The 23,789-nt window shown below is 54.5% G+C and carries 14 protein-coding genes; 8 read left to right on the top strand and 6 right to left on the bottom strand.

Translation table 11 applies throughout. The features are described from left to right. Positions 1–511: 511 nt before the first annotated feature. Entirely contained in the window at positions 512–1,756 is a 1,245-nt protein-coding gene (ftsY, locus tag Q1Q75_RS06835; protein ID WP_300668570.1) for a signal recognition particle-docking protein FtsY, read from the bottom strand. A 152-nt stretch (positions 1,757–1,908) separates the two neighbouring features. Further along, positions 1,909–5,511, bottom strand: coding sequence for a chromosome segregation protein SMC (smc, locus tag Q1Q75_RS06830; protein WP_300668569.1), 3,603 nt, complete (start codon positions 5,509–5,511; stop codon positions 1,909–1,911). Between the two features lie 590 nt (positions 5,512–6,101). On the opposite strand from smc, the gene Q1Q75_RS06825 reads away from it, so the two are divergent. Continuing rightward, positions 6,102–8,183 (top strand): 6-phosphofructokinase, encoded by a 2,082-nt coding sequence (locus tag Q1Q75_RS06825; RefSeq protein WP_300668567.1) that lies wholly within the window; start codon positions 6,102–6,104, stop codon positions 8,181–8,183. 607 nt (positions 8,184–8,790) lie between these two features. Here the strand turns inward: Q1Q75_RS06825 and ahbD are convergent. The 4 genes from ahbD to Q1Q75_RS06805 all read right to left on the bottom strand — a co-directional run bounded on the left by ahbD (position 8,791) and on the right by Q1Q75_RS06805 (position 14,146). Beyond that, positions 8,791–9,885 (bottom strand): heme b synthase, encoded by a 1,095-nt coding sequence (gene ahbD / locus Q1Q75_RS06820; protein WP_300668644.1) that lies wholly within the window; start codon positions 9,883–9,885, stop codon positions 8,791–8,793. Between the two features lie 80 nt (positions 9,886–9,965). Beyond that, positions 9,966–10,943 carry a porphobilinogen synthase gene (hemB, locus tag Q1Q75_RS06815; RefSeq protein ID WP_300668566.1) on the bottom strand — a complete coding sequence of 326 codons (978 nt, stop codon included), beginning with the start codon at positions 10,941–10,943 and terminating at the stop codon, positions 9,966–9,968. Positions 10,944–11,059: 116 nt separating this feature from the next. After that, the gene (gene ahbC / locus Q1Q75_RS06810; RefSeq protein ID WP_300668564.1) at positions 11,060–12,247 is read right to left on the bottom strand and encodes a 12,18-didecarboxysiroheme deacetylase; all 1,188 of its coding nucleotides are present in this window, start codon (positions 12,245–12,247) and stop codon (positions 11,060–11,062) included. A gap of 111 nt (positions 12,248–12,358) precedes the next feature. After that, positions 12,359–14,146: an AAA family ATPase gene (locus Q1Q75_RS06805; RefSeq protein WP_300668563.1), complete on the bottom strand. Its 1,788-nt coding sequence runs from the start codon at positions 14,144–14,146 to the stop codon at positions 12,359–12,361. A 783-nt stretch (positions 14,147–14,929) separates the two neighbouring features. Here Q1Q75_RS06805 and Q1Q75_RS06800 point away from each other — a divergent pair. From Q1Q75_RS06800 to Q1Q75_RS06770, 7 genes are all read left to right on the top strand, one after another. Continuing rightward, a complete protein-coding gene (locus Q1Q75_RS06800) occupies positions 14,930–16,618 on the top strand; it encodes a PAS domain-containing sensor histidine kinase (RefSeq protein ID WP_300668561.1) in 1,689 nt (562 codons plus the stop codon). Next, entirely contained in the window at positions 16,596–17,111 is a 516-nt protein-coding gene (locus tag Q1Q75_RS06795) for a hypothetical protein (RefSeq protein WP_300668560.1), read from the top strand. The genes Q1Q75_RS06800 and Q1Q75_RS06795 overlap by 23 nt, the downstream gene beginning before the upstream one ends. 149 nt (positions 17,112–17,260) lie before the next feature. Then, the gene (locus Q1Q75_RS06790) at positions 17,261–17,695 is read left to right on the top strand and encodes a substrate-binding domain-containing protein (RefSeq protein WP_300668559.1); all 435 of its coding nucleotides are present in this window, start codon (positions 17,261–17,263) and stop codon (positions 17,693–17,695) included. A 52-nt stretch (positions 17,696–17,747) separates the two neighbouring features. Next, entirely contained in the window at positions 17,748–19,025 is a 1,278-nt protein-coding gene (locus Q1Q75_RS06785; protein ID WP_300668557.1) for a hypothetical protein, read from the top strand. Between the two features lie 131 nt (positions 19,026–19,156). Continuing rightward, the gene (locus Q1Q75_RS06780) at positions 19,157–20,341 is read left to right on the top strand and encodes a hypothetical protein (RefSeq protein WP_300668556.1); all 1,185 of its coding nucleotides are present in this window, start codon (positions 19,157–19,159) and stop codon (positions 20,339–20,341) included. A gap of 14 nt (positions 20,342–20,355) precedes the next feature. Beyond that, positions 20,356–22,500: an SUMF1/EgtB/PvdO family nonheme iron enzyme gene (locus Q1Q75_RS06775; protein WP_300668555.1), complete on the top strand. Its 2,145-nt coding sequence runs from the start codon at positions 20,356–20,358 to the stop codon at positions 22,498–22,500. Positions 22,501–22,845: 345 nt separating this feature from the next. Next, positions 22,846–23,789 (top strand): S1 RNA-binding domain-containing protein (locus Q1Q75_RS06770; protein WP_300668554.1); only part of this gene is annotated, 944 nt, incomplete at its 3' end.

The raw sequence follows: 23,789 nt of genomic DNA, 5'->3' as shown, positions 1-23,789 counted from the left end.
ATTTTTGAAACAACGAAAAATATTACTGCAAAGAACTGTAATTAAACATTATTCCTTGATCCTGATTGTTTTCTCATAAAATATCCGGGATAGTGAGGGGGAGATAAAAACAGAGGGATTATACCCGCATAAACCTTATCCGATGGATACGCTTAAAACCCTGTAGGATGGGCAAAGGTCGTGCCGTGCCCATCTGGCACGGGTGCAACCGATCACGCCGGGGAAAGATGCTGCATCATCGAAATTTATGTAATTTTCATCGTTGTGGGTTTCCCGACTGCCAGATGGGCACGCTTCGCACTGCGGTTAATGATGATTCTGTATGTCATCACTCAACCCGCGTCGATGGACAAGTAATCAGTCTACGCCTTTGGCTTCACCGCAACACGTGCACGGCCTCACCCTTCACGCGAATGCCTTTCAGCCCTGAATGACGACACCCACAGTGCATTCGCAAACCCGCTTTCAAGGTGGCACACCTTGCCGCCGGAGGCTTGTTTCTTGTGCTCTGCTATAGGAGAGCGTCCGCAAACTCTTCGGCGTTAAAGGGGCGCAGATCGTCTGCCTGCTCGCCGATGCCGATGTATTTTAAGGGGACCCCCAGGGTGCTTGTGATGCCGATGACGATGCCGCCTTTGGCGGTGCCGTCAAGTTTTGTCAAGGCCACGGCGTCGATGCCCACGGTCTCGTGAAAGAGCTGGGCCTGGGTGAGGGCGTTCTGGCCCGTGGTGGCGTCCACGACCATGAGGGTCTCATGGGGGGCATCGGGGATGGTTTTGGAGACGCTGCGGCGGATTTTTTTCAGTTCTTCCATGAGGTTCTTTTTGGTGTGCATGCGGCCTGCGGTGTCGATGATGACGATATCCACGTCTCGTGCCACGGCGGCCTGGACGCCGTCAAAAGCCACGGCGGCGGGGTCGGAGTTGTCCTTGTGGCGGACAATCTCCGCACCGGAACGCTCGGCCCAGATCGTAAGCTGTTCGGACGCCGCTGCGCGGAAGGTGTCCCCGGCTACGATGATCACTTTTTTTCCCTCACGGACAAACTGAGTGGCCATTTTTCCGATGGTGGTGGTCTTGCCCACACCGTTGACCCCCACCACCATGATCACATGGGGTTTGTTGAGGGTGGTTTCAGGCGGGGTATCAAAGGAGATCCTTTCCAGGAGGAGGGTTTTCAGCTCAGCCTTGAGTTCGGCGGAATTGGAGATGCCAGCGGCTTTTTCAGAGAGAGATTCAATAATCTCCATGGTGGTCCGAACCCCGACGTCCGAGGTGATGAGGAGCTCTTCGAGCTCTTCCAGCAGCTCGTCGTCCAGGGTGCGTCCCCCCTTAAAAAGAGCGTCAACGCCATTGGACAGGGCGTCTCTGGTCTTGGAAAGACCGCTCTTGAGGCTCTTGAAGACACCGGTCTCTGCCGGAGTGGGTTCTATGGCCGCTGGCCGGGGCGCTGCAGGGGGCGCTTCTTTTGTCGCAACGGCATCTGCCGCCGGCTTTTCAGCCATGCGGGGTTTTTCTTGTGCCGGGATTTTGGCCGTTACTTTGGCGGGTGCTTTGGGCGCTTTCAGCGCCGCTGACACGACAAAAAGAAAGAGAACCAGAATCACCGCAGTCGCCGGGATCATCCACCAGATCGATTCCTGGTAAGGGGCAAGGGCGGGGAAGGCAACGGCAGCCTTGTCGCCAATGCCCTCAAGGGCTGTTTTAACGGGGGCAAAGTAAACAGACATATTTTCCAGAAGAGTCGTGAAATCCATATTGATTGTCCTGTGGTCAGAGTCGGAGCGTTAATACCTATAAATCAGCGTAATGTAGCAGGGGGCGGCGCGGTTGTAAACAGGTGCTTGCGTTCGACGGGAGGCAGGACGGGAAACGGCTCGTTCAGGGATTCTCCGGGGCGCGATGGGGGTTAAGCAGACTCGATTTCCGGGGCGCTGAAGGCCAGTTCTTTTCCGCTTAAGTTGACGGAGACGACCTTGGAGACGCCTTTTTTTTCCATGGTGACTCCGATGAGGATGTCGGCGTGTTCCATGGTGATTTTGTTGTGGGTGATGACAAGAATTTGAGATTTTTCTGCGATCAGGGTGACGAGGTTGTTGAATCGTATGACGTTGGCGTCGTCTAAGGGGGCATCGATTTCATCCATCACGCAAAAGGACGACGGCTTGAGCAGAAAGATCGAGAAAACAAAGGCGATGGCGGACAGGGCCTTTTCTCCGCCGGAGAGGAGGGAGAGTCGCGCCTGTTTTTTTCCCGGTGGCTGGATCATGAGCTCCACGCCTGTTTCTAAAGGGTTTTTGGGATCGGTGAGCACCAGGCGTGCGGATCCTCCTTCAAAGAGTTTGGGGAAGATTTCTTCAAGTTTTTCGTTGATGCGGTGAAAGGTATCGATGAACCGTTCCTGGGTGATCTGGTTGATCTTTCGAATGATGGCTTCAAGGTCATCAAGGGAGGCGATGAGATCTGTCTGCTGTCCATGAAGGAACCCATGGCGCTCATTCACCTCTTCGTACTCCGTCACGGCGGCAGGGTTTACATCGCCTATTCGGCCGATTTTTCGTTTTAATCCGTCGATTTTTTGTTTCAGCGCTTCCTGGGTGGTTTCGCCCCGGAGGACCGCGTGGATCTCCTCTTCGAAGGCGGGGATCAGCTCATCGATGGGGGCGCGGTATTGTTCCAGGGTTCGTGTTTTGAGTTCCTCGCCCCGCGTGCGAACACGGGCCAGTTCCACCTCTTCTTTTCTCAGCGTCTCGGAACGTTCGTCATGATGGGATGCAAGCTCTTTCAGCTCTTTGTCTTTTTCGCCCATGTCCGCTTCGAGACGGGCAAGGCGAAGGCGTGTGGCGGCAAGGGCCTCTTCCTCGGCGGTGATCGCAGCAAAGGCTTTTAACAGCCCTTCTTCGAGTTTGTGCGCCTGGGCCAGGCCGGCTTTTGAGTCCTGCTCTTTCTTTGCGATTCCGTCGTGAAGCCTTTGAACACGGTCTTCACCCTCTTTGAGAAAACCGGTGAGTCGCACCAAAGAGCCTCGATGGTTTTCATGCTTGGCTTCTTCCCGGGCAAGGCTCAATTTGAGCTCTACAAGGGCCTGGTCAGCCGCGGAAAGGCTCTGGCGGGTTTCGCTGAGTTCATGCCTTGCGGTTTCCGCTTTCTGGATCAGCTGGGCGAGCTCCCCCTGAACGGATTCAAGTTTTTCCTGGGTCGTTGAGATCTCATCCTCAAGATCGGTGAGGTCCCCTTCCAGTTGCTCCGTTTCGAGATCCATCAGGGTGAGGTGTTTTTGCTTCTGCTTGATCTCTTCGTTGGCCAGAAGGCAGACCCGCTCTTTATCGGAGAGTAAACGGAGTCGCTCGCGGAGCTCAGATTCAGCCGCGGTCAAGGTCTCTTTGCGAGTTTTTATCTCAAGGCCAAGGGTTTCTCTGACGCCTTTGCGTTTCAAGAGGTCGGCGTCAAGGGTGGCGAGTTTCTCTTTCGCATCGGCCATTTCACGCCGTCGTTTGAGGGGGGAGGCGGAGGCGCCCTGGGTGCCCGCCACCACGGCCCCGGAAAAATCCACGAGGCCCCCGTCGTGGGTCGCGATGGCCACCGGCTGGTCGGTCTCGCCTCTGGCATTCAGGGCGGAGGCCAGATCGTCTGCCACAAAGAGTCGAGAGAGAAGGGCAGGGAAGGGCGCGTTGAATCGATCATCTAAGGTGACCAGGTCTGTCAGGGGACGGCATCCGGTCAGGGGGGGCTCGGCAAAGGGGGACATTCGACTTGGTTCCAGAGCAAGAAAACCACAGCGGCCGGTCTCTTCCCCCTGCATGGCCCGGGCTCCTTTCAGGGCCATCTCCCTTGAGGCGACGACGATATGGGTAAGGAGTGCTCCGAGAGCAGTTTCCACCGCTCCTTCGTACCCCTTCTCCACCTGGATCAGATCCGCCAGCACCTCGTGATGCGTGGAGCCTAAGTGGTCCAGCTGGGTCATCCCCTCCTTGACCCCATTTCCATAGCCTTCGAGGTTCTGAATCATGTGCTGCATGGTGTCGAAAAAGGAACGAATGCGGCTCTCTTCAATCTCTTTTTGTTTGATGACCTCATCCAGACGAAGGGCCTCGGATTCTTGGGCCTGAATGCCGTTTCGGAGGGTCACCAAATGGTCACTCAGGCTTGCCGTTTCCTTTTTCAGGTTCTCTTTTTCTTCTTCAAGCAAGCGCCCTGTCTCTGTGGACGCCGTGAGGGCCGCTTTGGCCGTGATCAGGTCTTCATCCCGACGCTTTAATTTTCGAGTGGCGCTTTCCTGCAGTTTTTTAGCGTTGGAAAAGGCATGGCGCAAGGAGGCCTCTTTTGCCACGCTCTCCATACGGAGGGAGGACTCTTTAAGGCTCTTTTTTTCAAGGGCGGTGACACGGGTCTGGTGGGTGCTGCGGAGGCTTTCGGCGGTCTGTATCTTCTGTTCCAGTTGCGCGACTGCTTCACTCCGTTTTCCGTGGGACAGCTGCAGGGTACGAATTTCTTCCGTTAACTCATGGTTTCGAGCCCGGGCTTCCGTCAGGTGACGGTTGTCTTCAGCACCCTCGGCGGTGAGGGCCATGGATTTCTCTTTGAGGTGGGTGACCTCATTTTCATCACGGTCTGCCAGGCGTTTCAGCTCGAAAATTTTGCGGTTGTGGGCCTCAATGGCGTCTGTGGTCTCCTGGGTGTAGATTTTCAGGCGTGCCATGGCGCTGGCCAGGGCCTCGCGTCGGGTCACGGCCCCCTTCGACTGCTCTTTGATGCGCTCCGTCGAGCGGGTAAGTTCGGCGACCTTCCGGCTCAGGGTGAGGTACTCCACCCCGGAGAGGGTTAGATCCAGATTTCGGATTCGCCCCTGGAGTTCCTTGAAGAGCAGGGCTTTTTTTGCCTGGCGTTTCAGGGAAGCCAGCTGGCGCTGGAGCTCAGAGAGGATATCTCCGACACGCTCAAGATTTTCACGGGATGATTTGATCTTTGATTCGGTTTCCCGTTTGCGCGCTTTGTATTTGGTGACATCTGCCGCTTCTTCAATGAAGACACGCCGTTCCTCCGGGCTGGCATCCGTGAGGGCACCGATGTTGCCCTGTTGGATCACGGCAAAAGCATTTTTGCCTGTGCCACTTCCCAGAAACAGGGTCTGGATGTCTTTCAAGCGGGCGGGTTGCCGGTTGATGAGGTAGTTGCTCTCCCCGGAACGATAAATCCGGCGGGTGACGGTGATCTCACTGTACTCGTTGAAGGGACCGACGATGGAGGCGTCTTCGTTGTCAATGGTGAGGGAGACCTCGGCCATATTCATGGGCGCGTTGCCGGTGGAGCCTGCAAAGATGATGTCTTCGGAGGTTTTACCGCGAAGTTTTCTTACGTTCTGTTCGCCCATGACCCACCTCAGGGCGTCCACCACGTTGCTTTTACCGCATCCGTTGGGGCCCACCACGCCCGTGGTACCCGGGGGGAACACAATGCGTGTTTTTCCCATAAATGATTTGAACCCGGCAATCTCGAGTTTTTTAAGTTTCATGGGTGTCGGTGTGTCCGAAAGGGTGGTGGATTGAGCGGTTCAGGCCGCGGGGACATGACGAGCCGGGAGGCCTGTCGTCGTAACATCAGCTATCACATACCATTCCATCGTGGGGATGTAAAGATGACGGAAACGCCTGAATCCGTAAGATGATTTTTGGCTGTGGCCACAGGTGGCCGGAGCGGTAAACTCTATTTATATGGATTGCTTCTTGCATCCTCTTTTAACTGTCTGCTATAGCAATGATTACTAAGGTTGGATTCATGTGCTTTTTGGCCGGCCTCAGATGAGCCCCTCAGCTTTGGTTGTGTGTGGTTCTTTTATGTAATGTCGACAGGGGTGATGAGGTGTGAGTCGCCCCTTTTTTGCAAAGTCCCGAGCGATCTCTTTGTAATCTCTGTCTGGACGACTTACCGCTGCCAGTCCTCTTTCTTCTCTTTGGATTGCCGTTGCTTGTGAAAGGCTTGTGGCCTTGTCGGGTGAGATGTCCCAGTGGTTACGTTGATATTCTTTTGTGGACGACTACTCTTATCTCATACGGATCGGCATTCTGTCTGCCTGCCGAATTGAGTGATACTACGGAGACAATCATGTCGGAAAAATGCCTGGTGAGCCTGGATGAACTCTTTTCATACGATTGTGTTCAGCAGACCATGGGTGATGACAGTCTGGATGTCATGGCAAGAAGATTGTATATCCCCCCTTTGTGTGGGGTTTTTCAAGATGGTCCGACCGCCCTCGAGCCCCAGGATCAATACCGGTTTGACATCGATAAAGCAGCACAGGAGCAGCTTCCTCACCTGGTCGAGAATCGGGTCGAAAAAGTGGTGACGGCTGCGGGGGATGCCATTAACGGCTATGCCCGCCCCCGAACCATTGGCATCGTTTTTTCCGGTGGGCCGGCACCGGGGGGGCATAATGTGATTGCCGGGCTCTATGATGCCGCCAAAAAAGCGAACCCTGAGAATCGAGTGTATGGCTTTATTCTTGGTCAGGACGGGATCATTGAAGGCAATGTCTGCGAACTCACCGACGAGAGAGTGACTCAGTATCGAAATCTGGGCGGCTTTTGCATGATCAAGACAGGCCGGACCAAAATTGATACCCGTACCAAGATGCGGCTTTCCATCGCGACCTGTAAAAAACTGGGTCTGGACGCGGTGGTGGTGGTGGGGGGCGATGACTCCAACACCAACGCGGCGTTTATGGCCGAGGCCATGAAGGACGAGGGCATTCAAGTCATTGGGGTGCCCAAGACCATTGATGGCGATATTCAGGTTAAGGATTCCGATGGAAAGAGCCTTTGTGCCATCTCTTTCGGTTTTCACAGCGCGGCTCGTTCTTTTTCACGGAACATTGGTGATCTTTGCACCGACGGTGGCTCGGATGTGAAGTACTGGCATTTTTGTAAAGTGATGGGCCGTGTGGCCAGTCATCTTGCCCTTGAGGTGGCGCTTCAAACCCATGTCAACTTGACCCTTATCGGGGAAGACCTGGCAGAGTACGTAGACGAAGAGCGTGTTGAGAAGGCCAAAGAGGAAGGCACCTTGGACTACACGGCTTACGGCATGACCCTGCGTCATCTCTCCCGGGTGGTGTGTGATGCCATCGTCCGGCGTGCCGCCGTCGGTAAGAATTACGGGGTGGTGGTGATTCCGGAAGGCGTTCTGGAATTTATCAATGAAGTGCAGGTTTTTATTATCAAACTCAACACCATCATTTCAGAATACAACGACGTCCACGACACCTCCTTTCATTCCGATTTCAGGAGCCTGGAAGATAAGCTGGAGTACCTGAGGCGCCTGGTGCGGGGCATTCGTAAAATAGGACCGGAAACCATCTGGAATGCTCGGGATGACGAACTCTTTAACGATATCCCTGAGTTCTTTAAAGCCGGTCTTCTGACGGAGCGGGACAGCCATGGTAACTTTCAGTTTTCCCAAGTGGAAACCGATCGGGTCATCCTGGAGCTGGTGAAGGACTATCTGGGCATTCTCAAGGAGAAGGGGCGCTACAAGGTGGGGGTTGAACACACCTGTTTTACCAACACTCTCAGCCAGGCCGGCCTCGATGCCGATGTCTACGGGCCGGTGCTCTTTCGGAATTACGGGGTAGGGCGCTACCTCCTGACGAAAGAGGAGCTTATCTCCCAGAAAACATTGAAGCAGGTACTGATGAAAGCCGAACTCCTGGAGGACGAGGCCCCGATTCCTGTCGCCATCATGAAAATTTATGAGAAGTCCGTTCCAAAGCTGAAAGTGCAGACCCATTTTTATGGGTATGACGGGCGCGGTGCCGATCCCACCAAGTTTGACTGCACCTATACCTACAATTTGGGTATGACCGCGTTTAGCCTCATCGCGGGGGGGAGTACCGGCCAGATGGTGGGCATCCGAAATCTCGAAAAACCCTTCGAAGAGTGGGAGCCCCTTGGGATCCCCATTGCGCCTCTCATGCACCTGGAAGAGCGGGGGGGGAAAATGAAACTGGTTCTGGAGAAGAGTGTCGTCGAGCTCGACTCCAATGCCTTTCGTCTCGTCAAGGCCATGCGGGATAACTGGATGGCTGCAAGCCCTGGCCCAGACCGTTATCGCAAGCCCGGAGCGATCCGTTTTAAGGGGGATCTGGAAGAAGACAAACCTATGACCCTTTGTTTGAACGCCCTGTCATAAGTTTTTGCCCTGTTACAGGACCCCTTGAAGAACCGTTTGGTTTTTTAAGGGGTTTTTTTGTCTGGGGAACGAAGCCGCCTTTCTCGTCCCATCCTCGCCTTTCCCGTCCCATCCTCGCCTTTCCCGTCCCATCCTCGTCTTTCCCGTCTCATCCTCGTCTTTCCCGTCTCATCCTCGCCTTTCCCGTCCCATCCTCGCCTTTCCCGTCTCATCCTCGTCTTTCCCGCGCAGGCGGGAATCCATGGTGGCTATGGGATACAGTCAGGCTTTATTGCGTCGGTGGGTGAGGTAAACGCGGAAGGTGGCGAAACGATGACCAAGGCTGGCGAAGCGCATCCGTATTTGGTTCGACGTAAATCTGAGCTCTGTACCAAGACCTGTTTATCAAACCCAGCTCATACAAATTGGCAAAGGTTTAGCCCCGGCAGGGCCGCCGGAGGCGTAAGCTGAAAAAGCCCCCCCCATAAAAAAAGCCCTGCATCCATGTAAGGTGCAGGGCTTTTTTTGGGGCGAGGTGTTTATGGCTCACGCAAAAAGTAGATGCATAATCCGGCTTTCAAGGTGGCTTACTTTGCCGCCGGAGCCATCGCTTTTTGTCTGTTTTCTCTTATTTCATCCGCGGCGGTTGGTAGCTGCAGAGGGGCTCTTCGGCGAGGTAGTTGCCCGTGGATTCAAAGGCACGGGCACGACAACCACCGCAGACGCGTTTGTATTCGCAGGGGCCGCATTTCCCTTCCAGAAGATCGTAGTCTCTCAGCTCATTGAAGGTTTTGGAATCCCTCCAGATGTCGGCGAAGGAATCTTTGGTGACGTCTCCGCAGTCGGCGTCGAGGAACCCGCAGGGCTGGACTCTGCCGGTATGGGAGACAAAGCAAAAGCCAATGCCGCCCAGGCATCCGCGGGTGACTGCGTCCAGGCCATGGGTCTCAAAGGTGACTTTTTTGCCTTCCTCTTTGGCCCGTTGGCGAAGAATCCGGTAGTAGTGGGGGGCGCAGGTGGCTTTGAGCTGAAGCGTTGTCTTATCCCGCTGATCGTAGAACCAGTTGAGGGTCTCTTCGTACTCTTTGGCGTTGATCTCGCTGTCGGCGATGTACTTTCCCCTTCCCGTGGGGACGAGAAGAAAAAGGTGGTGGGCCACGGCCCCGATCTTCTCAGCCGTGGCGAGGATATCGGGAATCTGGCTTAAATTGTTTTTGGTGATGGTGGTGTTGATCTGGAAGGGAAGGCCCGCGGCTTTGGCCAATTCCACCGCACGCATGACACCCTCGTAGGCTCCTGGGACTCCCCTGAAACCGTCGTGAAACTCTTTGCTGGCCCCATCCAGGCTCAGGCTGATGCGGACGATGCCCGATTCCACCATTTTTCGGGTGTTTTCCTCGGTCATGAGGGTGCCGTTGGGGGCCATGGTCATGCGCATCCCGAGTTTGTGTCCGTAGGCCGCAATCTCGAAGATGTCTTCTCGCAGGAGTGGTTCACCCCCGGTGAGGATGATGATGGGCTTGCTGACTTCGGCAATCTGATCCAGAAGCTTGAACGCGGCCTGGGTGTCCAGTTCGCCGGGATAGGGGCCTTTTTCGGCTGCGGCACGGCAGTGAGCGCAGCTCAAGTTGCAGCTCCGGGTTGTCTCCCAGGCCACCAGCCTCAGGTCTGCCTCTTTTTTTTCGTGCCCGCCGCCGTGGCCGTGGGGGGCACCGTGCTTCATAGGGTCGTGCATCGTCGTGTCCTTTATTTTTTGGTTGCCCCCGGCCGGTCAGCCGGAGGCAGCCCCGTCTCATGCGTCGTTTATTTTCCGCCAAGCTCCCGGGCGGCTTCCAGGGCGTGGTAAGTGAGGATGATGTCGGCCCCGGCCCGTTTGATGGAGGTGAGGGTTTCCATCATCACCTTGGTGCCGTCGATCCAGCCGAGTTGATCCGCCGCCTTGATCATGGCGTATTCCCCGCTGACGTTGTAGGCGGCCATGGGCAGATCCACTTCATCCCGTACCTTGGAGATGATATCCAGGTAAGAGAGGGCGGGCTTGACCATGATGATATCGGCACCTTCCTGTACATCCATGGTGGCTTCCCGGATGGCTTCCAGGACGTTGGCCGGATCCATCTGGTAGGTGCGTCGGTCCCCGAAGGTGGGGGCAGAGTTCGCGGCGGCTCGGAAGGGGCCGTAATACGCCGAGCAGTACTTCACGGCGTAACTCATGATGGGAATTTCGCCTAAATCTTCTTCGTCAAGGGCTTCGCGGATTTCGCCCACCCGGCCATCCATCATGTCGGAAGGTGCCACCATGTCGGCACCCGCCTTGGCATGGGACACCGCGATACGGGCAAGAAGATCGAGGCTCATGTCGTTGTCAATTTTTCCCTTTTCCACCACACCACAATGGCCGTGGTCGGTGTACTGGCAGAGGCAGACATCGGTGATGACGGCCAACTCGGGCACCTTGTTTTTGACTTCGCGTACCGCCTTTTGGACGATGCCGTTTTTGTCGTAGGCGGAGGTCCCCAAGGGGTCTTTTCTGTCGGGGATGCCGAAGAGCATGATGGACGGAATACCTAAGTCATAGGCTTCCTTGGCTGCTCTGACGATGTTGTCCACGGAGTACTGAAAATGGCCTGGCATGGACTCAATAGGATTTTTGACTCCCTTCCCGCCAATGGCAAAGAGTGGAAGGATCAGGTCGTTAACGGAGAGGGAGGTCTCGCGGACCATGCGGCGCAGGGCGGAAGACGCTCTCATGCGTCGGCCTCGGTATTGGGGAAACAGCATCAGGAACTCCTTTGAAGGTGAGGGTCGGTGGGGTGTGAGGCTGAACAGGGTGCGACGGCTTTTGGGGATTAATCCGTCGCACCCGGGTATACGTTCAGTCACCTTCGACTTGCGGGTTATTCAGTTAAACCGATCTCTTCGTCGGTGAGATAGCATTCGGGGTCGGGGGCCCAGACATCGCCGGTGGCAGCTTCTGCACGCACGCGGAAGTTGCCGGCACAGATACTGAGCCATTTGCACTTGGCGCACCGGCCTGTGACGTGATTCTTCTTCTCTTTGAGTTTGAGAAGGAGGTCGTCCTCAGGCTGGGTCCAGATTTTTGAGAAGGGCCGCTGACGCACGTTGCCGAAGCTGTGGTGACGCCAGAACTGGTCCGCGTACACCTCGCCGTCCCAGCTGACGCAGCCGATGCCGTGGCCGGAGCTGTTGCCTTCGTTCATCTGGAGCAGTTCAAGAATCTCTTCGGCGCGTTTCGGGTCTTCTTTGAGCATGCGCAGGTAGATGTGGGGCCCGTCGGCGTGGTTGTCTACGGTGAGCACCTCTTTGGGCTTGCCCGCGTCGTGGAGGCGCTTGGCCTCATCGGCGATGAGATCCACGGCCTTTCGTGTCTCTTCGTGGGAGAGCACCTCATCTCCGATCTTGACGCCGCGTCCTGCGTAGACGAGGTGGTAAAAACAGATACGGGGGATGTCCATCTCTTCGAGAAGCTTGAAAACGGCTGGGATATCTTTAACGTTCAGGCGGTTCATGGTGAAGCGAAGGCCCACCTTGATCCCTGCGGCCTGGCAGTTTTTGATTCCTTCGATGCTGGCTTTAAAGGCTCCTTTTTCTCCACGGAAATGGTCATGGGTCTCTTCCATGCCGTCCATGCTGATGCCCACATAGGAGAGGCCGATGCGCTTCAGGTTCTGGGCGACCTCCGGGGTGATCAGGGTGCCATTGGTGGAGATAACAGCTCGCATCCCTTTGGATACGGCATATTCCGCCAGCTCAGGCATGTCTTTGCGCATGAGGGGCTCACCACCGGAGAAGAGGATGACGGGGGCACCAAAGGCGGCCAGGTCGTCGATGAGGGCCTTGCCCTCTTCGGTGTTCATCTCGTTGTTTTCACACGTGGCTTTGGCCTGGGCGTAACAATGAATGCACTTAAGGTTACAGGCACGGGTGCAGTTCCAGACCACCACCGGCTTCTTGTCCTTGGAAAACTGAAGCAGGTGAGAAGGGAGGCTCCCGGAATGGCGTCCGTAACGCAGGGCGTCCGAGGGTTCCACGGTTCCGCAGTAGAGTTTGGATATTCCGATCATCTACGTATACTCTCCGGTTGTGACAGCGAAGGCCCACAAACAGGGGCCTTTGTTGTTATCTCGTTTGATGGTGTCGAATCCACAGGCGCAAAAAGTGCGCCGCATGGGTCGTTATGTGTTCGTGTTGTCAGGGAGCCTTATGGCGCCGTCTTTTTTAATGAGAGCCTCTTTAATAAGGTCTTCTAAAAAACGTTCGGGCGATAAAAGGGCCTCTCGGGTGATGAAGAAATGTGTTTTTTCGGTTTTTTCTCGCACAAGGGCCAGCCCCAGCTCAAAGTCACCGGTCAGTTTGGTGAACATCTCATCTCCGGTGGCACCGGCTGTCAGGATCTGCTCCATGAGAAAATCCACTGCCTCTTCATCAAACAGAATATGCATACCAAATTTCGAGAAAAAATTCACCTCAAGTTTTTTAATCTCTTCATAGTGTGAATGAATCGTCTCTATGGCAGCGTCTGTGGCAATTCCCCTGCTGATACAGAGCGTTGCGGTAAGCCCGGAACGCCAAGGGGTATGGGGCAGGAGGTGCTCTATAGTGAGCTGTTCCCAGTGGTTTTCAATGTACGAGGAGAGGTAGGCTGTTTCTTCTTCCTCGAGGCGTTTGAAATGCTGTTGCCAGATCTCTTTTCGGTTCGGGTCGATCAGGGAGTTCAGCGTTTCGCTGGCGTCGGTTGCGGCCTCAAGGGTGACGGGGAATTCTCGGATGCTCAGAGACGGGAGGCGGGTCTCGAAGGGGAGCAGCACCTCTTCTACGGCACTGACCAGTCCGCGCGCACCCGTGTTTTCCAGGTGTGCTCGCCGTGCAATCTCCCGGAGGATTTCATCTGAGAAGCGGATGGCGATTCCGTAGGCGGAAAAGTCCAGCTTCTTGCTCAGGATGACCGGATTGTTAGGATTTTTGAGGATCTCGTACAGGTCGTCTTCGGAAAGGGTCTCCAGGGTGGTGCGAACGGGGAGGCGGCCGATAAATTCCGTTTCAAAGCCGTATTCTACGAGGTCTTCGGTGCGCAGTTCTTTTAAAATGGAGTCGGTGTTGTTGCCGTCGTGGAGCGAGGCGCCGAAACCGATGCTTTTTTTTCGGTTTCGCTTTTCGACGATCTCTGAGAGGCCACTGAAGGCGCCACTCATGATGAAGAGGATGTTTCTTGTGTTGACCACCTGCTTTTCAAGGGCCCCGGTCTTCTGGTAGCGCTCCATCTCTTTGAGCATGGAGACGGGGTCATGGGGGACCTTCAACTCGATGTCGGTCTCTTCCATGGGCTTGAGAAGGGCTCGCTGGACGCCAGTTCGGGAAATATCGGATCCCATGGCATGGGGGGACGCGGCAATTTTGTCGACTTCATCAATATAGACAATGCCGTATTCGGCCCGTTCTATGTGGTCATCGGCTTCGTGTACCAGGTCACGGATCAGGTCTTCGACGTTGCCGCCCACATAGCCGGCTTCCGTGAATTTGGTGGCGTCCCCTTTCACAAAGGGGACCCCTATTTTGTCGGCAATGAGCTTGATCATGTACGTCTTGCCGACCCCGGTGGGACCGATCATCAGGACGTTATTTTTGATCCCCCCCACAATTCCAGAGGCTTTTCGGCCCTCTTGTTCGAGGTGACGGATGCGGTTGAAGTGAGTGCAGATTTTGGTTGCCAGAACGGCTTTGGCCCTCTCCTGACGGATGATGAACCGGTCCAGATACGCAACCAGTTCTTCGGGCTTCATGTGGAAGTCGAGGCTGAAGCTCTTCTTCTCTGCTCTGACGCTCTTGTCTTCATTTTTGTCCCGCTCGGGTGTCGAGAAGGGAGAGACGATCTTTACGTTTCCACCAAACTTTTGATTGAGGAAATGACCGATCTCCTTTTCGAGCTCCTTGGGGTCGGGTATATTTTCATTATATGGGCTCATGGTGTCACAAAGATAAACATGGGTTGGCCAATTGCAAGGGGTTTTCCTGGCCTCCGGGCCTCCGGGCTCTTCTTTTGCTTTTTCAAGGAACAGTCAGGGGATAGGCCTCCTGTTTATTTTTTTGACGGCATATCGCCCGCGGAGGGTCACCACCGGTGGGAGGGGGACTTCCTAAATTAAGAAAGCGAGAGGGCCATGGAGAGGGAAAGGTGGCACCCATGAAACAGGTATGTTAGAGACAGGTGTTTATGAACTCATGAAAATTGAGTGATGATCAGGTGACATTTTGTGAGGGATAATCGTTTGTGTCATTTTGCGTTGTTGTCTCAGAGTGCGGGCCGACCTTCATCATAAATACCTGATTTGAATATAGCCCGGATATTTCACGAGTTGGGTGCGCTCATATGCAAGGCATCAGAGCTGAAGATGTAGTGGTTTACCTCAAGACTCTGATAACGCAGCAGATGAGTGCACTCGGCTCGCCCGAAGGGTGAGAAAATCAAACAGAATACCGTGGATTACATTTTGCATTTTTGAAACGACTGAAAATATGACTGCAAAGAACTGTCATTACAAATTATTCTTTAGTCCTGATTGTTTTCTCATGAAATATCCGGGATAGGTAGGCTTTTGCTGGCTATAATGCTTCGGTGGAACGGTCCGTTTGCTGATGATTCTACCGCTGTGAGTTAAAGATAATTGAGTCAGTTGCCGATATACTTATAGATGTATGCGCGTGCTGTGCTTAATGAGCTTTTTCATAAAAGAGGGAAGGGGATAGCATTGAACCAGGACAGTAATCGAGTGGTTCTCGTGGTAGATGGTGATGATAAGACCCTGGCCCGTGCCCGGCAACTCCTGGAATCAGCCGGGATAACCACGCAAGCGCGAGTGTGCCCAGCGGAAGCGTTGGACCGTGACGGTCACGAACCCTTAGTGGACTCTGAACGATACAAAGAGCTTTTCAAGACAAGTCGCGACGGGATTTTATTTTCAGATCTCAATGGGCGTATTGAGGATGCCAACCCTGCCTTTCTTGAGATGGTCGGATATCCTCACGGGGAGGTGTGTGACAAATTTGAGCAGCAGATGACCCCTGAAAAATGGCGCCTGCTTGAATCCCGTGTCGTAACTCCTGCCCTCTTGGCCAACGGCGAGACCGGGGAGTACGAAAAAGAGTTTATCCGAAAAGGCGGCAGCCGGGTTCCCGCCCAGGTGAGAAGCTGGCTTTTGCGTAACAGCCGGGGAGAGCCTTTCCGAAAGCTGACTCTTATTCGGGATAACTCCGCGCAGAAGTCCCTTGAAGAACAACTTCGTCAGGCTCAGAAGATGGAGGCGTTGGGGACCCTTGCCGGGGGCATCGCCCACGATTTTAACAATGTCCTTGCCGCCATTCTCGGGTACATTGAGCTGGCTCGTTTTGACGTGGATGAGGCAAGCCCCGCCCGAAAAAGTATAGACCAGATCTACAAAGCGTCTCAGCGCGCCCGCAACCTGGTGGGCCATATTCTCTCCTTCAGCCGGCAGTCCGTGCATGAAAAAAAACCGGTCTTTATGCAGCAGATTATCGATGAATCCCTGGAGCTGCTAAGAGCCAGCCTGCCCAGTACCATTGAGATCAAGCGGTCTATGACCTCCAAGATTTTCCCGATTGAAGCCGATTCCACGCAGATTCATCAGATCATTATGAATTTATGTACCAACGCGGCCCATGCCATGCCGGAGGGCGGAACGCTCTCGCTTTTGCTCGACGTGGTCACGGTCAACGAGCTGGATGTCCATGGGTTCATTGAGTTGGAGCCGGGCCCCTACATGAAGCTTTCAGTCACCGATACCGGCTGCGGCATGAATCTCGACGTCAAGAAACGGATTTTTGACCCCTATTTTACCACCAAGGGCAAAGGCCAGGGGACAGGCATGGGGCTTTCAGTGGTTCATGGCATCCTTAAGGTGCATGGGGGGGCGATTCGTGTGGAAAGCGAGGAGGGACAGGGCAGTGTGTTTCATCTCTATTTCCCTATCTCCAACGCACGCGCCGGAGAGGAACCGGTGGCTGTGGCGGGTCTTGTTCAAGGCCGTGAGCGAATTCTTTTTGTCGATGATGAATCCGATTTGGCTGAAATGGTGGGGACCATGCTGGAACGTCTGGGCTACACCGTTACGGCCGTGACGAGCAGTCAGGAGGCGCTGGATCTCTTTTCATCGTCGCCTGAGGCTTACGACCTCCTTGTGACCGATCTGACCATGCCGAAGATGACCGGTCTGGCTCTGGCGCGCAAGGTGAAAGCCCTGCGCGCCAACGTGCCGGTGATTATCTGCACCGGCTACAGCGACAGTGTCTCAGCGGGAGAGGTCTCGGCGGCAGGGATTAACTATTTGCTGATGAAGCCCCTGGAGATCAGGGAGCTCTCCCTATCCATACGCAATGCTCTGGACGGCAGGGGAATCGATGAAGAGATGTCGCCGCATTAGGAGCACCGTCTGTCTTTTCTGCCTTTTTATGGCCTCTGGCCGTGCGTTTGCCGAAGGGTTTGACTTTCGGAATGTGCGTTGGGGGATGAATCGGTTTGAGGTGATGGCTTCGGAAGACCGGGCGCCGAAACGAATGAGAAACGGTGACATACTTTACCGGGTTCCTCTGTTTAAGCGGCCTGCGTACCTTATGTATCGATTGGCTGAGGACCGTCTTGTGGGGGCACGTTATGTTTTGCCCCTCAAGAGGTCGGACACCCTTGAAAGGCTTGAGGCTCTTGTCTCTCTTCGATATGGGGCCCTAAGGCAAGTGGCGGCATCAGAGGGGATGGTCAGGGTGTGGGAATCTCCCGATCGGACCGTTCGCCTTTTCCTTCCAAAGAAAGGTCAGGCAGTGATTGATGTCGTCTCTGAAGGGGCAGATGAGATCCCGTTAAAAGTGCAGGCTCGGCGGCGTCGGGATGCGTTGAGAGAAGCCATGAGAAATTTGTAGCGCGAATGGTGTTGACACCTCGTAAAGGAATTAGTAGTTCACATAAGGTAACAAAGTTAATTTAAAGGCTCTATTATTTAATATGTATACGTTTTGTTTGGTATAGTTGGCAGCTGATTTTCACCACCAAATGTTAAGGAGTGCAAGGAATGATGAAAATGGTTTTAAGGGGCATGTGGGTTGCTGCGATCCTTTGCCTGTTTTCGAGCAGTGCATTTGCAGAGCAGCTGAGAGTTATCGGCAATCGGAGTGTCCCCGTCGCATCTCTTGAGCAGAAGGCAATCAAGGACATTTACCTTGGCAAGGTGACGATGTGGAATAACGGCATGAAGGTTGTGTTTGTGACCCTGACCAAGGGGGACACCCAGGACGCATTTTTGAAGAAATACGTCAAAAAAAATCGCAGCACCTTTAACCGGCATTGGAAGAAGAAGGTGTTCACGGGAGAAGGGCAGATGCCCTTGAGTTTTGAAAAAGAGCGCGATCTCGTTGAGTTCGTAGAAAAAACCAAAGGGGCCATCGGGTTTGTGACCTCCGGCGCCGCCACGGATCAGGTAAAGATCCTAAGCGAAATGTCCATCTAAACGGTTTTTTGAATATATCCAAATTCCTATCTTGATGCGGAGGTTTGAGACGATGATGAAAAGAACGGCCAGTCTGTTCGCAGGGCTTTTGGTTTTCCTGTTGGCACAAAATGTGGGCGCCTATGAATTGGGAGCGCTCGGAAACGTCAATATCCATGGGTTTATCTCCCAGGGATATATCATGACCACCGATAACAAATTTTTCGGAGACACGGATGATGGAGGTTCTTATCAGTTCAACGAACGCGGGCTTAACTTCTCGTCCGACGTAAGCGATCGGCTTCGCATCGGCCTTCAGGTCTTTTCCCGGGACTTTGGCACCTTGGGCGACAACGAGGTGACCATCGACTGGGCCTATGCCGATTATACCTTTACCGAGTGGGCCAACTTCAAGGCCGGCAAAATCAAGTTACCTCAGGGTCTTTACAACACCAGTCGTGACGTGGACATGCTCCGGACCTCGATCCTTCTTCCCCAGAGTGTCTATAACGAAGGCTGGCGAGATTCTATCAACGCCATGAACGGGTTTGAACTCTACGGGTACGTGCCCGCAGGGGCTGTGGGGAGTTTTGAGTACCACGCCCAGGGCGGGGTGAACCAGTTTAAAGACGATGGCGCGGAGATGCGGCTTCTGGAAGATCAGTTCCCCGTTGCTTTGGGGGTCGATGTGACAAACAACCAGGTGGATGCGACCTATGTCGGCAGCCTGGTCTGGGAGACCCCCCTGGAAGGGTTTCGTATCGGGGCGAGTGGATGGCAGATGAGTTTTGATGGGGATATCACAAGGAATCCTGTCAAGGCTTTGAGTGAGGAGAATCCTGTTAGCTGTCTTATCGATGTGACCCAGACAGGGTGGACCACCTCCTTAGAGTACGCCATCGGTGACTTGGTGCTGTCCACAGAATACAACCGCATCAACTATGAGCTTTCGGCGCCTAAATTCCTTCCTATGAATCAAAACTTTGAATCGGATTTCGACAGTGAAGGGTATTACGGCATGGGGACCTATCGTTTCTGCGATTGGTTTGAGCTGGGAACCTATTACTCTGAGTATTATGCTGACCGAACGAATAAGGATGGTGATGATGGCAGGTATCCAGATGGCCAAGAACACCGCGGTTACCTCAAGGATTTGGCTCTTTCCCTGCGCTTTGACATCACGGAAAACTGGATTCTCAAGGTGGAGGGCCACAAGATGAAGGGGGGCGCCATCATGCTCAATTCCGATGGCAATACCAAAAATTATGGAACTTCGCTTGCCCCAAATATCGGGCCTGACTACACCAAAAACTGGGAACTCTATACAGCTAAGGTCTCCTACAGCTTCTAATCTTGGTGGGAAATCTTTCAGCATAAAAGCGATGCCGGCATCGGTCATGTCCCATGGCGATGCCGGCATTTTTCATGGGTGGATTTTAAACAAAGCATTTTAGCGTGAAGGGTCTTTTCGGAGGGGATGTGATGACCAGACGAAGATTTCAATGTATCGCGTGTGTTTTTGCCGTGATTTTTTTGATGCCGTGTTTTGCCGCGGCGCAGAAAGTCAGTGGTATGGCTTCCGCCAACCGCCTTGTCCAGGCTTTTGGTGAAAAAGAGCAGTCGGGGTTGCTCGATCATTCCCTTCGCAGTGTGACCAAACACCAGCTCAGCCGCTACAAGCGGGTGGTGTCCTTTGAAAAACCCATTGATTTTCGTGTGCTGAGTGCGCGTTATGCCACCGTCGCCTTTGCTGCCACTGTGAAAAAAGCGGGGAGTGCCCGCGCCAAGGGGCAGTCGGCCATCTATGTTTTGCTTTTTTCCAAGAAGACGGAAGGCGGGTTGGACCATGAGATGCAGGCATTGATGATCTTGAGCGACCCGGCTTCGGTGGCCTCCTACGGGGCCATGACCGATGCGAAGCTCGCCAGCCTCTTTCATAACGCCGGGGTGAACGTGAAGGTGACCGCTGTCGCGAAACCCAAAGCCACCCAGCCTGTTCAGGCGTTCAGGGTGTCAGGCAGTGATATTAAGGATGGCGTGGTCGGCGAGCATTATATTGATGCCTCCATTACCCGGGACAGCGAGCTGCAGCAGATGCTCTCCGGGTATGCGAAAAAGTCGGATATTCCCAAAGCCTTGCCCGCTATGAAAGCCAGCGCCGGTTCTCCGGAGCTTCAGATGCGTGTGGCGGCCTTAGAGACCCGGGTGAAGGAGCTGGAGAATCTTCTGACGAATATTACCCGTAAAGGGGGCAATATTTATTTTAACGGGGTGAATCTCTACGTGACCAATGGCACCGGCCAGGCCGATAAAGTCAACGGCAAAGGCAACGTGATCATCGGGTACGGATCCTTGGGGAAAGGCTCCCATAACCTTGTGGTGGGGACGGCGAACCGCTACGAGGGCTTCGGAGGCGTGGTCTCCGGGCGTGGCAACGCGTTAAGTGGAAATTGTGGGGCCATTCTGGGGGGGGAGAAAAACAAGGTGTCGGGTGATTATTCCGTGGTTGCAGGTGGAAAAGATAACAAGGCACCGGGGGGTTATGTCTCCATTTTGGGTGGTTCGGAAAATACCGCTAAGGGCGAGTACACGAGCATCAACGGCCAGCGCGGACGGACCAAGGGCGGTAAGAATCCTCATTTTACAAGTGAAAAGACCAGCGAGTAAGGTGGAGAGAGAGCATGGCGAGAGAGATCAGATCCGTTATCATTTTTCTTTTGATGGCCGCCTGGACGGTGGCCGCCTCGGCAGATGTCACCTCCTTCGAGGAGTTGGAGCGGCACCAGGGGGCGGTGGGAAGTTATAAAGCCCTGGTGATTGGGATTGATACCTATGTCGACCCGGGTATTGAGAGATCGTCCGTTGCGGTGAAAGGGGCGACCCGTGTCGCCGAGGTGCTGAGGACTCGGGCCGGTTTTGATGTGAAGCTCCTGGTCAATGCCAAGGCAAACCGGGCCGCCGTGTTGCGCGAACTTCGCGGGTTGGCACGGGGCATGGGCATCAATGACAGTGTGGTGATTTACTTTTCCGGCTCATCACGGGTTGACAAGGCAACCCGCAAAGCGTGGTGGTATCCCAGTGATGCAGCCACAGGTGATGAGACCACCTGGATTGCCGACAGCGAGATCCAGGTGGCCGTGAACTCCATGAGGGTTCGAGATGTATTGATTCTTTCCGATGCGGCGCTGGGAGACAATATGTTCGGAGCGACTCACCGGCTTGCGAAGCGTCGGGACGGCGATTATTATGTCGATCTTTTTAACAAACGAAGCCGCTGGGCCATGATCTCCGGGAACAGCCTGCCTGTGTCTCAAGGGGCAAAGATGAGCGTTTTCGCCGAAGGTGTCGTAAAGGCCCTTTCGGATAGAAAAGCCCGATGTCTCACCACCATGGAGATGTTCAGCTCCATGAAAAAAGAGCTCAGGAAGGCGGGGGGCATGCCGCCTCGATGTCGCTCTTTGCGTAATACCGGCGACCAGGGCGGTGAATTTGTCTTTTTACTTGCAGGCACCTCCCAGCCGGTGGCTGTGAAGGCTCCCCCGGCTAAAGCCGCGCCGGTCCCTGCGGTGAAGCTGGTGCCCCCGAAGCCCAAGCCTCAGTCTGTGAACGGGCGGCTTGATGTGCTGGCCAATATCCGGGGGGCTGAGTTGACGGTTAACGGCAGGGCCTTGGGGAAAACACCGGTAAGCGGGATGACTCTTAAGGCCGGTACGCATAAAATCACCTTGACCAAGCAGGGGTATCTGGCCTGGAACGAAACCGTTAAGATTGAACGGGGAAAAGAGAGCCGTGTCAACGCCACGCTGACAAAAGAACCACCGAAAAAAGGAAAGCTTTTTGTCTCGGTGAAGCCGGCCTCGGCCGCGGTGAAACTCGATGGGTCCTCGTTTAAAAGCGGGACCTTTGTTCACGCCGGGACCCACAGGGTCAAGGTGGTTGCGCCCCTTTTCGAGCCCGGTGAGGTAAAGGTGGTGGTTTCTCCGGGCAAAGATGCCTGGGTGGAGGTGTTCTTAACGCCTCTTCCTGCGTTTAGCGGGGATTGGGGCCGCTTCGTTTACATTAAGGCGGGTTCTTTCAGGATGGGGAGCCCCGTCTCTGAAACACGTCGAAAGGAGAACGAGACCCCCCATGCCGTGACCTTGTCCCGAGGGTTTTTTATGCTGGACAGGGAGGTGACGGTGGCTCAGTGGAAGGCCTTTGTTGCTTCGTCGGGATACAAAAGTGAAGCGGAAACATCCGGGGGTGCTTATGCGATGGAAGACTACAGCTGGACCCGGAGTCGCGAGTATTCCTGGAAGAATCCGGGGTTTGCCCAGAAAGGGGAACACCCTGTCACGGGAATCACCTACGCCGATGCCCTGGCTTTTATCCGGTGGCTCAATGATCATGGGGCGATCACCTATCGGTTGCCCACCGAAGCCGAGTGGGAGTATGCCGCTCGAGCCGGTGAACTTACGGCCTTTTCGACCGGGGCCTGCCTGGGAAGTGGGGATGCCAACGTAGACGCAAACGCCAGCTGGGGAGATTGCCCGGCCGGGGAGGCCTCCAGTGGGACGGTCGCGTCGGGATCCTTCAAGCCCAATGCCTGGGGCCTTTATGATATGCATGGCAATGTAGGCGAGTGGTGTCGGGACTGGTACGGACGTTACCCGCGGGTATCGACAAGAGATCCCCTGGGGCCGTCTTCTGGGTCTAACCGGGTGGTTCGCGGAGGGGGCTGGGCGACGTATGCCTACAACGCCCGCAGCGCGAATCGTGAGGCGACGGATCCGACGCGTGCCAGCGCCGAAGTGGGAATGCGCCTTGTGGTTGAGGTCCCTCAATAAAGATTTTGCATGGGATAGGGCCAGAATACCGCGGGTTTTCTGTGTTCAGAGGGCGTGAAAAGGGTGGCGTATTTCATGAATACAGTTTATAGATGGGCTGTTGACGGCATTGCGGATTCACTATAAGACATCGTCCTCCCCGCCGTGGGTGGCGCTGGGTTAAGATCTCACAGTTAGATGTTTTTTACCGGGTGTTGCGGTGTTGTCATGTACCGCGCTTCTGATTCTGTATCTCTGAATTAAGCAGAGATGTTTTGCGGATGAGGACGGCGTCGGTGCGAAGCAGGTAATCGACAGTCAGATACCGGGTGAACCAGATCCCCCCTTGGGGGCATGTCGGAGAGTATGATGAACGACAAGGGTGACATGGGCATTCCTGAAGAGGAGAGCTTTGAGAAGTTGCTGGAAGCTTACGGCGACGGGTTGGGTGAGGAGTTGAAAAGTGGTGACAAAGTAGACGCACAAGTGATCTCCATTGGAGAGAGCAGTGTTTACGTCAGCACCGGAACAAAAAGTGACGGTGTTGTAGACCGCATGGAACTCACCAATGAGGAAGGCGAACTGACCGTTGACGTGGGCGACAGCCTGACCCTTTATGTGGTCAGCGCTACCGAAAGCGAAGTGGTCCTCTCCAGAAAGATGTCTGGGGCTGGGAATCTGGATTTGCTCTTTGACGTCTTTTCCAGCGGAACACCGGTGGAAGGGAAGGTCAATGAACAGGTCAAGGGCGGTTTTTCCGTTGCCCTGATGGGCATGCGGGCTTTTTGTCCGGTAAGTCAGATCGACACCGCGTTTGTGGAAAAGGGAGACGAATTTATAGGCAAGAGCTTTTCGTTTCTTGTGACTCGGATTGAGGGCAATGGAAAGAACATTGTCATCTCCAGGCGCAAGCTTCTGGAGGCGGAACTTCAAGAAGTTCGTGCCGCATTCCTTGAGGGTCTTTCCCTGGGGGATACCCTGGAGGCGAAGGTCATCAAGCTGATGCCTTACGGTGCCTTCATGGAACTACACGCTGGCGTGGAGGGGATGGTGCACATCTCCGAGCTCTCCTGGAGCCGTGTGAAGACGTGTGAAGAAGCGGTGAAGGTGGGGGACACTCTCCCCGTAAAAGTGTTGAAGATCGATACCGTGGAAGGGAAAAACGCTCCCCGTATTGCTCTCTCCGTCAAGCAGGCCTCTCAGGATCCCTGGGAACTTGTGGGCGAGACCATTCGTGAGGGGGAACAGTTCAGCGGCAAGGTCGTTCGCCTGGCTCCCTTTGGCGCTTTTGTGGAAGTGGCACCTGGCAC

Origin of the sequence: Desulfoluna sp., from assembly GCF_030145185.1 — a bacterium.
Classification (GTDB): domain Bacteria; phylum Desulfobacterota; class Desulfobacteria; order Desulfobacterales; family Desulfolunaceae; genus Desulfoluna.
Note: the sequence above shows the minus strand (reverse complement) of the source record. Positions and strands in the feature narration are given on the sequence as shown.